Genomic DNA, 12,544 nt, shown 5'->3' on the forward strand with positions numbered 1-12,544 from the left:
GACGGGGCCGTCATGACGGCTGGTTACGAGTGGTCTCAGGCGGCGTCGCGGCGTCGCAAGCGAACGGCGAAGAAGCCGTCCATGCCGCCGGCATCGGCAAGCAGGGCGGGCGTAGTGCGCAGTTCGCCGGCGGCGTTGATCGCAACACCCAGCCGGGCGGGCAGTTCATCGGCACCGATGGGCACACGCTCGGCGGCAAGGCCGCGATCGAGCGCCCGGCGGACAAGATCCTCGCCCTCCGACGGTTCCAGCGAACAGGTGGCATAAACAATCAGGCCGCCGGGCTTCACCAGCTTCAGCGCCGCCTCAAGCAGCTTTTCCTGCAGCTCCGCCAGTTCCGCCACCTGATCCGGACGCTTGGACCAGGCAAGGTCAGGACGCCGGCGCAATGTACCGGTGCCGGAGCAGGGTGCGTCCACCAGCACGGCATCGGCTGCCGCCTCGGGCCGCCATTCAAGAAGATCGGCCGTCACGGGCGTGACGTCGGTGAAGCCCAGCCGGGCCATGTTCTCGCCCAGGCGCATCATCCGACGGGCATTGCGATCGACGGCCGTGACATGGGCGCCGGCCGCAGCCAGCTGCGCGGTCTTGCCGCCCGGTGCGGCGCAGAGGTCATAGACCACCTTGCCCTTCACGTCGCCGAGCAGCATGGCCGGCAGGGTGGCTGCCAGATCCTGAACCCACCAGGTGCCTTCATCGTAGCCCTCCAGCCGCTCGACACCACCCTCGGCGCGATCGAGACGGACGGTACGGCCGCCGATGGCACGGCCGCCGAGCTTTTCAGCCCAGGCCGCCGCCTCGCGCGGGTTCTTGACCGAGAGATCGATGGGCGGCTCGCGCAGCAGTACCTCGGCAATGGCGTCGGTGGCCTCTATCCCGTAGGCCGCTTCCCACGAGGCACGCAGCCAGCGGGGCAGGTTCTCGCGCCTGGGGTCGATCTTCGCGGCGGCGGCGATCTGGTCCCCCTCGGCAGCCAGCCGGCGCAGCACCGCATTGACCAGCCCCGACAGGCCGCCCAGCCCACCCGCCTGAGCGAGGCGCACGGCATTATCCACCGCCGCATGATCCGGGGTGGACAGAATCCTGAGATCGGCGAGGCCGAGGCGCAGCACATGCATGGCCTTTTCGGGCGCCGGCCGCTGCATCACCCGGCCGAGCAGCCGGTCGAATTCGCCCTTCCGGCGCAACACGGTCGCGACCAGCATCCGGGCATGGGCCCGGTCGCGCGGCTCAAGACGGTGGAAGCCCGGATGGGTTGCGATCGCATCGTCCAGCGGCCGACCATCATCCAGCACGTCCATCAGCAGTTCCGCGGCAACGGCTCGCGACGGTGTCGGCTCGCGGAAGCTGGCGCGGGCCCGCGGCGCATGGGCGTCGTCGCGGGCCGCACGATAGCGGTCGTTCCGGGGCTTACCACCCTGGATCCTGCCGTCGCGATCCCCCTGATAGGTGCGGTCGCGGCCCTGCGGCGGGCGGCTGCCGCGGGGCCGGTCACCGGCGGCCTGATCATGAACGGGGCGATCGTCGCGAGTGGGGCGGGCGCCGCGATCATTGCGGCGATCGTCCTCGGGGCGGCGGGGCGGGCGCATCCGGCGCTCAGCCCCAGGGGCCGCGGCGCGGGCCGCGGGCGAAGCCCGCCGGCGCGCCGGCGCCGGCCGGGGCAGTGCCGATCGTCATGGCGCGCAGGCGCGCCACCCGGTCAGCGGTGGTCGGATGGGTACGGAACAGGCTGTCAACGGCGTTGGATTTCAATGGGTTCACAATGAAGAGATTGGCCGAAGCCGGGTTGTGTTCGGCGTGGGCATTGACCACGCGGCGAGAGGCGTTCTCAAGACGGGTGAGTGCCGAGGCAAGCCAGTCGGGCCGGCCACAGATCTCGGCACCGATGCGATCGGCCTGATACTCTCGCGAGCGGCTGATCGCCATCTGCACCAGGGCGGCACCGATCGGGGCGAGCATCGAGACAAGCAGCACGCCCACGAAGCCCAACGGGTTGGGGTTGCCATTGTCGTCCCGGGTACCGCCGAAAAAGAAGGCAAAATTGGCGAGCATGCCGATGGCACCCGCGATGACCGAGGTCACCGTCATGATCAGGGTATCGCGGTTGCGAATATGGGCAAGCTCGTGAGCGACCACGCCGGCAACTTCTTCGGGCGAGAGCGCCTGTAGCAGCCCGCGGGTTACAGCCACAGCGCCCTTTTCCGGGGAACGGCCGGTCGCGAAGGCGTTGGGCTGCGCCTCTTCCACAATGTAGAGCTTCGGCATCGGCAGGCCGGCATTGGCGGCAAGGCGCGCCACCATGTCGTGCAGCTCGGGTGCCGCGCGCGGATCCACTTCGCGTGCACCATACATGCGCAGGACCAGCTTGTCCGCGTTCCAATACGCGAAGCCGTTCATTGCGATGGCGATCAGCAGCGCGATCATCATGCCGCTGCCACCGCCGATCAGATAGCCCACGACCATGAACAGCCCGGTCATGACCGCGAGCAGCAATGCCGTTCGGATGTGGTTCATGGGATGTGTCGAGCCCGGATGGAGGACGAGGCCGCAGACGGCTTCCGCATCGGGCGGGGGTGCGCCGCCGGATCGCCTGACATATATGGACAGGCACGGGGGCTTCAAGCGAAACCGCCCGCATCGGTGTCATGCAGTGCAGGAGGATCAGAGGCTATGGCCGAAAAGACGCAGAACGACGCCGGCACCGCGGTGGCCGCGGATACGGCCGTCGCGACGGACACAGCCGTCCCGACGCCGGCACCGGAAAAGCCGGCCGAGATCGGCGGCCCCAAGGGGCTGGATCCCGTGCGCTACGGCGACTGGGAACGCAACGGAAAATGCGTCGACTTCTGAAGACGTTGACAGCCGTTCACCCCCGTTTCGCCCCGCCCTGCGCAGGGTGTTGATCGGCGGCAGGATGTGGTGTGCAAATGCGCGCCCGGCGGAATAGGCCCGCCGGGCCGCCACGCAGCGACGACAGGGTCACACCAATCTGCACAGAAAGGGCCGTCGATGAACGCCCTCGCCGCTTTCCATCTGCGCGCCGCCGCGATTTATGTCGCGCTTGGCATGGTCGCAGGCATCGTAATGGCCGCCGGCCAGCACTTCGAATACGGGCCGGCTCACGGCCATCTCAACCTTCTGGGCTTCGTCTCCGCCGCCATCTACGGGCTGGTGCTGAAGGACCGCCCGGACCTGGCGGCCACCCGCCTGGCAAAACTCCACGCCATTCTGGCCCATCTCGGCCTGGTGGTGATGACCATCGGCCTTACCGTCCTGTTCTCGGGCGATGTCGCAACCGGAGAACCGCTCGCCAAAGCCGGCAGCATCGTCGTATTGCTGGGCGGGCTGGCCTTCATCGCGCTGGTGTTCAAGGCGACCACCCCCCGGACCGCCTGAGACGGCGCGCCGCCAGACGCAAGCGGGCCCGACAGCTTCCTGCCGGGCCCGCTTGCGTCATCAGGCGACGCTCACTTGTTCATGCGGTTGCCGACCAGATCATCGACCACCGTCGGATCGGCCAGCGTCGAGGTATCGCCCAGCCCGTCATGTTCGTTGGCGGCGATCTTGCGCAGGATGCGGCGCATGATCTTGCCCGAACGGGTCTTGGGCAGGCCCGGCGCCCACTGGATCAGATCCGGCGTCGCGATCGGGCCGATCTCGTTGCGCACCCAGGCCACCAGCTCCTTGCGCAGCTCCTCCGACGGCGTCTCGCCGGCGATCAGAGTGACATAAGCATAGATGCCCTGACCCTTCAGTTCGTGCGGGTAGCCGACCACGGCCGCCTCGGCGACCTTGGCATGGGCGACAAGCGCACTCTCGATCTCGGCGGTGCCCATCCGATGGCCCGAAACGTTGATCACGTCGTCGACCCGGCCGGTGATCCAGTAATAGCCGTCCTCGTCACGCCGGCAGCCGTCGCCGGTGAAGTAGAGGCCGGGGAAGGTGCTGAAATAGGTCTGGGCGAAGCGCTCGTGATCGCCATAGACGGTGCGCATCTGCCCGGGCCAGCTATCGGCAATGCAGAGATTGCCCTCGCAGGCGCCGTCCAGCGGCTTGCCTTCATTGTCGACGATCAGAGGCTTCACACCGAACAGCGGCAGGGTGGCTGATCCCGGCTTAAGGTCGGTGGCGCCCGGAAGCGGCGCGATCATCAAACCTCCGGTTTCGGTCTGCCACCAGGTATCGGTGATCGGGCAGCGGCCGTCGCCGACCACCTCGTGATACCACCGCCAGGCCTCGGGGTTGATCGGCTCGCCCACCGAGCCCAGCAGGCGCAGCGACTTGCGCGACGACCGCTTCACCGGTGCCTCGCCCTCGCGCATCAGGGCGCGGATGGCGGTGGGCGCCGTGTAATAGATCGTGACGCCGTACTTGTCGACCACCTCCCAGTGGCGGCCGGCATCGGGCCAAGTGGGCACGCCCTCGAACATCAAGGTGGTGGCGCCGTTCGCAAGCGGCCCGTAGAGGATGTAGGAATGCCCGGTCACCCAGCCCACATCGGCCGTGCACCAGTAGACATCGTCCTCCTTCAGATCGAAGACGGTCTTGTGGGTCAGCGAGGCATAGAGCAGATATCCGGCGGTCGTGTGCAGCACGCCCTTGGGCTTGCCGGTCGACCCCGAGGTATAGAGGATAAACAGCGGATCCTCGGACTCCATCGGCTCCGGCGGGCATTCGTCGGAAACCTCGGCCACCGCTTCATGCCACCAGATGTCGCGACCGTCCTTCATGGCGATACTGCCGCCGGTGTGGCGCACCACGATCACGGTGCCGACGCCGTCCACATGGTCCAGCGCCTTGTCGGCATTGGCCTTCAGCGGCACCTTGCGGCCGCCGCGCAGGCCCTCGTCGGCCGTGATCAGCACGGTGGAACCGCAATCCTCGATGCGGCCGGCCAGGCTGTCGGGCGAAAAACCGGCGAAGACGACCGAATGGACGGCCCCGATCCGGGCGCAGGCGAGCATCGCCACCGCGGCTTCCGGGATCATCGGCAGGTAGATCGTCACCCGGTCGCCCTTCTTCACGCCCTGTGCCTTCAGCACATTGGCGAAGCGGCGGACATCGGCGGCCAGTTCGGCATAAGTGATCAGGCGGTTCGGTGCCTTCGGATCATCCGGCTCCCAGATGATCGCCGTCTTGGCGCCGCGGGTCGCCTCGTGGCGGTCCAGGCAGTTCCAGGCCACGTTGATCTGCCCGCCCTCGAACCAGCGGATGGACACATCGCCGGTGAAATCGGTGTTCTTGACCCGGTCCCAGCGCCTGATCCAGTCCAGCGCCCCGGCCTGCTCGGCCCAGAAGCCTTCCGGATCCGAAATCGAGCGCGCGTACATCTCGTCGTAGCGGGCCTTGTCGATCAGGGCCTCACGCGCGAAGGCCTCCGGAACGGGATAGAGCATCTTAGGCTCTGCGGTCTTGTCGTCTGACATGGGCTGGGTTTCCCCCTCGGTCGGATCCCTCGCGGCCGCGGTCAGGCGCGGCAGCGTCACTCAGCGCCCGGTTGAAATCCGGGCGTCACACTTACACGTGGCAATGCAGCCGTCAGTCAGGCCGCACCGCATGAAGCACCCCGTCCCCGTCGCACTCCAGCGCCAGTGCCGGAAGCCGCAGCCCCCTGCAGGGGCCGGCGATACAGAGCCCGTCATCGGGACGGAACCGCGCGCCATGCAGCGCGCAGATCAGCAACTCTCCCGTCCGGTCGAAGAACCGGTCGGGCGTCCAGTCCAGCGAGACGCCGGCATGGGGACAGGCATTTTCATACGCCCGAAGCTCCCCCTGCCAGCGGATCACGAAGACCCGGAATTCCTCGGGCATGCGCCCGAACACGAAGCCCCGGCCGCCACCTTCCGGCACCTCGGCCGCCGGACAAAGCCGCAACCGGCGGTCCCCGCCATCCTGCATCTCAGACACCGGGCTCGATGCCGGCCAGGCGGCAGATATGATCCCAGTGCTCGTCCGACACCGGCATCACCGACAGCCGGGACTGGCGGACCAGCGCAATGCCTTCCAGCGCCGGATCGGCCTTGATCTCCGCCAGGGTCACCGGCCGCCCGACCGCCGTCACCGGTGCCACATCGACCATGCCGAAACGGCCCTTTTCATCCGACGGGTCCGGATAATATTCGCGGACGATCTCGACCACGCCCACGATCTCCTTGCCCTCGTTCGAATGATAGAAAAAGGCACGATCGCCGATCTTCATAGCCTTCAGATTGGCCGAGGCCTGATGATTGCGCACGCCGTCCCAATGGGTACGGCCATCGGCGACCATCCGGTCCCAGGAATACTTGAACGGTTCCGATTTGACCAACCAGCGGGCCATCGCGTCGCGTCTCCTGGCCGATCAGCGATTGTCGAAAACCTTGCGCCACGGACGGATCGTGACGCTTTCGAACAGCCCGGCCTTCGCGTAAGGATCGCCGGCGGCGAAGTCCTTCGCCTCGTCCAGCGTCTCGGCATCATAGATCAGAAGGCTACCGATCATCGTGGCGCCGTCGTCGGAGAGGAAAGGTCCGGCCAGTACCACCTGTTCGCCCTCTTCCTTGAGGAAGGCCACATGGTCGGGGCGGTTCTCAAGACGAACGGCCTCGTGGCCGGGCTTGTCGATACAGATGATGGCGAACAGCATGGGGGCCTTACTCCTCGGCAGCAGGATGGTTCGGGCGTCGCCATTCTGCGCCGATGACGTCCTCTGCGGCAAGTCCGGGACGGCCGCGACCGCCCGGGAGCGCGTTCCACGAGGGGCCTCCACCCTCTCCCTCCCCGGAGCGGTGGCTCGCGGAACGCGCCATGGTTGCCGTCGGTTGTCCTTCACACATCATGACATTGGCAGACCGGCCCCGCGCCCCCTACCTTTGGCGATATCGGTCCGGAGCGGGAGACGCGCATGGTCGACAGCGGCAACAGGCAGGCCCTGATCCTTGGGGCGGCGGGCGGGTTCGGCGGCGCGATGGCGCAGGAGCTGGGCCGGCGCGGCTGGTACCTGCGGCTTCTGGTCCGCGATCCGGCCCGGCTCGGCCGGCTGGGCCTGCCGGAAGACGCCGATATCGTGGTCGGCGACGCCCGTGATCCGGCGCTCGTCGCCCATGCCGCGCAGGGCATGGATGCGATCGTCCATGCCGTGAACCTGCCCTATCCGCAATGGGACCCGGCGATGCGCCGGATCACCGCCGCCGCAGTCGGGGGCGCCCGGGCCAGCGGTGCCCGCCTGGTCTTCCCCGGCAATGTCTATGCCTTCGGCCGCCAGGATGCCCGGCCGCTGCACGAAGAAGCCGAACGCCGCCCCGATACGGTGAAGGGGAGGTTGCGCGCCGATCTTGAGGGCGCCATCGAAACGCTCGGCCACGAAGGGGCGGCGCCGGTGCTGATCCTGCGCGCCGGCGATTTCTACGGCCCGACCGTGCGCAACGGGCTGACCGATATGATCTTCGCCCGGCTGGCGAAGGGGCAGGCGCCGCGCTGGCCCGGGCCGCTCGACCTGCCGCACCAGTGGTGCTTCGTGCCCGACCTTGCGCGGCTCGCCGCCGACCTGCTCGAAGCCCCGGAACGCCTCGCGCCGGTGGAGCACGTCCATCTGGCGGCCCAGACGTTCGAAACGCAGCGCCGCTTCATGGAGATGGCGGCAGCTGCGGCCGGCCGACCGCAGCTTGGCCCGAAGCGCCTGCCCTGGTGGCTGTTGCGCATGGCCGCCCTCACCGATCCGGTCGCCCGCGAGCTGCTGGAACTGCGCTATCTGTTCGACGATCCGGTCGTGCTCACCGGCAACCGCCTTCAGGTGCTGGTGCCCGATTTCCGGCCGACGGCGCCCGAGCGGGCGATTGCGGCCACCATGGCCGCCCATATGAATGATGCCCGCACCGGCGACGGCTGACGGAGGATGCAGGGCGGCCCTGCGTCGGGCGCGAAGGAAATTCGGGTGACCGGCAGGCGGGCGGAGCGTACACCCGGAGGCCCCTCAGCCCCCACCCCGGCTTCTGCACGTCATGGACATCCTGTCGGCCTTCCTCACCCATCCCGTCGGCCCGGAGCTGCTGCTGGCCCTGTTCGCAGCCGCGGTCGTGGCTGCGGCCATCGACGCCATCGCCGGCGGCGGCGGACTGATCACCCTGCCCGCCATGCTTGCAGCCGGTGTCGCCCCGGCCACCGCGATCGCCACCAATAAGGTCCAGTCCTCGATGGGCACGGCCATGGCGGCGATCACCTATGTCCGCTCGGGCCAGGTACGGGTGCGCGAGGTGGTGCCGCGGATGCTGACCGTGCTGGCCGGCGCGGCACTGGGCTCGCTTGCCGTGCAAGCGATCGATCCCTCGGCACTGGGCCGCATCCTGCCGGTGCTGTTGGGTGTGATGGCCGCCTATTTCCTGCTCTCGCCACGGGTGGGCGACCTCGATGCCGAGTCCCGCGTGCCGGGCTGGGTCACCGGCTGGATCGTGGCGCCGCTGATCGGCTTCTATGACGGCTTCTTCGGGCCCGGGACCGGGTCCTTCTTCATGCTGGCGCTGGTCGCCCTCGACGGGCGCGGCATGCGCCGGGCCGTGGCCGAGACCAAGCTGCTCAACCTGACCAGCAATCTCTCGGCGCTCGCCGTCTTCGCACTGGGCGGCCATATCGACTGGATGTTGGGCGCGGTGATGGCCACGGGCGCAGTCATCGGTGCCCGCATCGGCGCCGCCCTGGTGATCGCCCGCGGTACCCGGATCGTGAAACCGCTGCTGGTCTGCACCTGCCTGGCACTCTCAGCTCGTCTTGCCTGGACCGAATATCGGGCCGATGCGGCACCGCCGCCACCGGCCGCGACGGTAGAAATCTCCGCCCCAGAGTGATCCGCCGGATACGTTCATGACCGGCAGGGCTTTGCGCCCCTGGACCCGGCGGGCCGGCTGCGCCTAAGATTCCGCAGCGCGATCCAGCCCGCAGGTCACGGGAGCCTCTGTCACCACATGACCCAGGTCTTGGACATACCCGCCGCCTTCCGGGACGGCTTCGACCGGGCCCGGCTTGTCGATGCCGGGCTGGCGGAGCGCTATGCCCGCCATCTGAGCCTGGGCGACCCGCTCGCCGATGCGGCGGTGGCGGCTGCCGCCACCGCGCGACAACGCGCGTGGATCCGGATCGGATTGGACGAAGGTCTGGCCGGGCTGGACGACGCGCCAGAGGCGCTTCGCGACCTCTTCGCGCATGCCACGGACGTGCCCTACTGGTTCACCCAGAGCCGGACCCTGCCCGGCTGCAGGGCCTTTCACGGCAATTCACGCATGTTTCTCGCGGCCTTCGTCGCGGGCTCGCTGGTCGAAGCCTATTCGACCCTGATCGCCAAGGCCTTCATCACCAGCGGCCGGCTGGGGGATCAGGCCGGCCGGCGCTTCCGCCAGAACAACCAGCTGCTGTCCGAAATTTTCCTGCCGGGCGGGCTCGGCACGTTCGGCGAAGGCTGGAAGATGGCGCTGCGCATCCGGCTCATGCATGCCCGTCTGCGCCTCCTGACCGCCCGCTCTCCCGACTGGAACCATGCAGACTGGGGTACGCCGCTCAGTGCCGCCCATATCGCCTTCATGAATGCCGCGCTGTCGGGCCGGCTTCTGGAGCGCGCCCGGGTGCTGGGTGTGGAGCTGTTCCCCGAAGAACGCCGCGCCTTCATGATGATCTGGCGCATGGCCGGCCATCTGGCCGGTGTGCCGGCCGAGCTGCTGCCGCGCCATGAAATCGAGGCCCAGCAGCTGTTCCGGATCGGCCGGATGATGGAACCGCCGCCCGAGATCGAAGGCATCGTGCTCGCCAACGGGCTGATCAATTCCGCCCCGATGGCCGCCGGGGTCGATGACCCCGATTTGCGCCGCAAGCTGGTACGGCAGCTCTACGGCATCTCGCGCGGGTTGATCGGTGGCGATCTCGCAACCGCCCTGCACTTCCCCGAAACCCGCGGCATGGATACCCTGACCGCGATCCGGCTGCGCAACCGGGCCGATCTGCTGCTGCGCCGGCATATCGGTTTCTATGACCGCCGCCGCCGTGCCGGCCAGTTCACCCAGCTGCTCGATCTCTCTTTCGAGGGGCTGGAGAGCGACCTTCCCAAGGCCACGGCAGAGGATGAGTTGCCCGCCTGAGGACGGGGCCGAGCCGCCTGCACCGGCGCCGACGCCCCGTCGGCCGGGGCCGAGCCTGTCGGCCAGCCCTGGACAGGGCACGCACATCCCGACCGGAGACCGCCCCTTCCCACAGACAATTCTGCTCGATGGGGACATCCCCGGGCGCCCGGTCGAACTCCTTGCGGATATCCGAACCCACGGCCGGATCAGCCCCGATGCCGCCCCCGCCCACCAGCCACGGTCTGCCCGGCATCGGGGTCGAGCGGCCAGCGGGCGCGGGGGATCAGAGCAAGGCCGTCTCCGGCGGGCAGATCGCCGCCGGCTGCCAGATGCTCCAGACCTGCCCAGGCAATCATCGCGCCGTTGTCCGTACACAGCCTGACGGGGGGGGCGATCAGATGCAGGCCGCGCCGGGCGGCGACATCGGTCAGCCGGGTGCGCAGTGCGGTGTTGGCGGCAACGCCGCCGGCCACGACCAGCGCATGGCCGCGGCCATGGATGGCGACGAATGCCTTGGCCGCGCGGCCGACCCGGTCGGCGACGCTGTCGGACACCGCGGCCTGAAAGCTCGCCGCCAGATCGGCGACGTCCTGCCGGCTCAGCACCCGGATCCGCTCCGCCTCCTGACGGACCGCGGTCTTGAGGCCCGAAAACGAGAAGTCGCAATCCGGCCGGCCGATCATCGGCCGCGGAAAGGCAAAACGGGCGGGATCGCCGTCGCGGGCGGCCACTTCGACCGCCGGCCCGCCGGGATAGCCGAGACCCAGCAGACGGGCGGTCTTGTCGAAGGCTTCACCCACTGCGTCATCGATGGTGGCGCCCAGACGGCGATACTGCCCGAGGCCGGTAACTTCGGCGATCAGGCAATGGCCGCCCGAGACCAGCAGCAGCAGGAAGGGAAAGGCGACGCCATGGGTGAGGCGGGCGGTCAGCGCATGCGCCTCCAGATGATTGATGCCGAGCAGCGGCACGCCCGCGCCCAGCGCCAGCCCCTTGGCGGTCATCAGCCCGACCATCACACCGCCGATCAACCCCGGCCCCGAGGTGACCGCGATCGCATCCAGATCGCCCAGGCCCAGCTTCGCTTCGTCCAGCGTGGCCGCAACCAGCCGGTCAAGATGGTCGATATGAGCGCGTGCCGCGATCTCGGGCACCACGCCGCCGAAACCCTGATGCTCGGCGATCTGAGAGAGCACCAGATGGGCGCGGATGGTGCCAAGCGGCCGCCCCTGCCCCGGCTGCGCGGCCGGATCGGACACCACCACAGCGGCCGCCGTCTCGTCGCAGCTGGTCTCGATACCGAGACAGATGCGGGGACGTTCGGCAGCGGCGGGATCAGAAAGGCTGGCGGCGGACGCGGTCATCGGGCAGGGTTCCGGTTCGCGGGTGGGACCGCGGCAAGAGGTAGCGGCTCAGGCCGCCGATTACCACTTCCCAAAGCGCACGTCAGGCACTAACACAGGGCCATCATGGTCACGCATCCGCTCCTCCGCATCGGCACCCGTGGCAGCCCGCTCGCCCTCGCACAGGCGAACGAGGTTCGCGGACGGCTGGCTGCACTCGATCCGGCCCTCGCCGCAGCCGGCGCGGTCGAGATCGTCATCATCCGTACCACCGGCGATCAGGTTCAGGATCGGACCCTGGTCGAGCTGGGCGGCAAGGGCCTGTTCACCAAAGAGATCGAGGAGGCGCTGATCACCGGCGCCATCGATCTTGCGGTCCATTCCATGAAGGACATGCCGACCGAGCTGCCCGAAGGGCTGGCGATCACCGCCCTGCTGCCGCGCGAGGATCCGCGCGACGCCTTCCTGTCGCTCAAGGCCCGCAGCCTCGACGACCTGCCGGCCGGGGCCGTGATCGGCACCGCCAGCCTGCGCCGTCAGGCCCAGCTGCTCGCCGCCCGCCCCGACCTGACGGTCGTGCCGCTCCGCGGCAATGTTCAGACCCGGCTGTCGCGCCTGCGCGAGGGGCGGATCGACGCCACCCTGCTCGCCATGGCGGGGCTTAACCGGCTGCAGCTGACCGAGGTCGACCGCAGCCCGATCGATCCGGCGGTGATGCTGCCGGCGGTGGCCCAGGGCGCCATCGGCGTTGAGACCCGCAGCGGTGATGATCGCACCAATGCCTGGGTGGGCGCGCTCGACGACGGCGAAACCGCACTGGCGGTGATCGCCGAACGGGCGCTGCTCGCCGTCCTCGACGGCTCCTGCCGCACACCGATCGCAGCTCTCGCCAGTCGCGACCCCGCCGGCCGGCTGGCCCTGACCGGCCGGGTCGCAAGCCCGGACGGCCGGACGCTGCTGGAAGAGGCAGGCGCTGCGGAGATCGGCGCCGAAGACCGTGCTGCCGCCACGGCTCTGGGCCACCGCGTGGGCATAGCCCTGCGGGAGCGTGCGGGAGAGGACATCGCCCGCTGGGCCGCCGGGGTTACCGGCCAATGGGTCCCCGGCACCAACTGACCC

General features: G+C 68.8%; 13 protein-coding genes. 6 read left to right on the forward strand and 7 right to left on the reverse strand.

The features are described from left to right. Positions 1-35: 35 nt before the first annotated feature. Positions 36-1,589 carry an RsmB/NOP family class I SAM-dependent RNA methyltransferase gene (locus P7L68_RS25520; protein ID WP_372002610.1) on the reverse strand — a complete coding sequence of 518 codons (1,554 nt, stop codon included), beginning with the start codon at positions 1,587-1,589 and terminating at the stop codon, positions 36-38. A 7-nt stretch (positions 1,590-1,596) separates the two neighbouring features. Continuing rightward, complete coding sequence (htpX, locus tag P7L68_RS25525) at positions 1,597-2,514, reverse strand: zinc metalloprotease HtpX (RefSeq protein WP_372002611.1); 918 nt, start codon at positions 2,512-2,514, stop codon at positions 1,597-1,599. 156 nt (positions 2,515-2,670) lie between these two features. Between htpX and P7L68_RS25530 the strand changes: the two genes are divergently transcribed. Together P7L68_RS25530 and P7L68_RS25535 are read left to right on the forward strand one after the other, a co-directional pair. After that, complete coding sequence (locus P7L68_RS25530; protein WP_372002612.1) at positions 2,671-2,850, forward strand: DUF1674 domain-containing protein; 180 nt, start codon at positions 2,671-2,673, stop codon at positions 2,848-2,850. A 159-nt stretch (positions 2,851-3,009) separates the two neighbouring features. Further along, a complete protein-coding gene (locus tag P7L68_RS25535) occupies positions 3,010-3,396 on the forward strand; it encodes a hypothetical protein (protein ID WP_372002613.1) in 387 nt (128 codons plus the stop codon). A gap of 71 nt (positions 3,397-3,467) precedes the next feature. Here P7L68_RS25535 and acs read toward each other — a convergent pair whose 3' ends face one another. From acs to P7L68_RS25555, 4 genes are all read right to left on the reverse strand, one after another. Then, entirely contained in the window at positions 3,468-5,426 is a 1,959-nt protein-coding gene (acs, locus tag P7L68_RS25540; RefSeq protein ID WP_372002614.1) for an acetate--CoA ligase, read from the reverse strand. Between the two features lie 112 nt (positions 5,427-5,538). Then, positions 5,539-5,898, reverse strand: a complete 360-nt coding sequence (locus tag P7L68_RS25545; RefSeq protein WP_372002615.1) for a Rieske (2Fe-2S) protein — start codon at positions 5,896-5,898, stop codon at positions 5,539-5,541. 1 nt (position 5,899) lies between these two features. Further along, complete coding sequence (locus P7L68_RS25550; protein WP_372002616.1) at positions 5,900-6,319, reverse strand: EVE domain-containing protein; 420 nt, start codon at positions 6,317-6,319, stop codon at positions 5,900-5,902. A gap of 21 nt (positions 6,320-6,340) precedes the next feature. Continuing rightward, entirely contained in the window at positions 6,341-6,625 is a 285-nt protein-coding gene (locus tag P7L68_RS25555; protein ID WP_372002617.1) for a YciI family protein, read from the reverse strand. Between the two features lie 258 nt (positions 6,626-6,883). Here P7L68_RS25555 and P7L68_RS25560 point away from each other — a divergent pair, with 258 nt between their 5' ends. The 3 genes from P7L68_RS25560 to P7L68_RS25570 all read left to right on the forward strand — a co-directional run bounded on the left by P7L68_RS25560 (position 6,884) and on the right by P7L68_RS25570 (position 10,100). After that, positions 6,884-7,867 carry an NAD(P)H-binding protein gene (locus tag P7L68_RS25560; protein WP_372002618.1) on the forward strand — a complete coding sequence of 328 codons (984 nt, stop codon included), beginning with the start codon at positions 6,884-6,886 and terminating at the stop codon, positions 7,865-7,867. A 112-nt stretch (positions 7,868-7,979) separates the two neighbouring features. Then, a complete protein-coding gene (locus tag P7L68_RS25565; protein WP_372002619.1) occupies positions 7,980-8,819 on the forward strand; it encodes a TSUP family transporter in 840 nt (279 codons plus the stop codon). Positions 8,820-8,936: 117 nt separating this feature from the next. Further along, a complete protein-coding gene (locus P7L68_RS25570; RefSeq protein ID WP_372002620.1) occupies positions 8,937-10,100 on the forward strand; it encodes an oxygenase MpaB family protein in 1,164 nt (387 codons plus the stop codon). 188 nt (positions 10,101-10,288) lie between these two features. Here P7L68_RS25570 and tsaD read toward each other — a convergent pair whose 3' ends face one another. Continuing rightward, entirely contained in the window at positions 10,289-11,446 is a 1,158-nt protein-coding gene (tsaD, locus tag P7L68_RS25575; RefSeq protein ID WP_372002621.1) for a tRNA (adenosine(37)-N6)-threonylcarbamoyltransferase complex transferase subunit TsaD, read from the reverse strand. Positions 11,447-11,551: 105 nt separating this feature from the next. On the opposite strand from tsaD, the gene hemC reads away from it, so the two are divergent. After that, positions 11,552-12,541, forward strand: coding sequence for a hydroxymethylbilane synthase (gene hemC, locus P7L68_RS25580; RefSeq protein ID WP_372002622.1), 990 nt, complete (start codon positions 11,552-11,554; stop codon positions 12,539-12,541). Positions 12,542-12,544 lie beyond the last annotated feature (3 nt).

This window comes from Tistrella mobilis (assembly GCF_041468085.1).
Classification (GTDB): Bacteria; Pseudomonadota; Alphaproteobacteria; order Tistrellales; family Tistrellaceae; genus Tistrella; species Tistrella mobilis_A.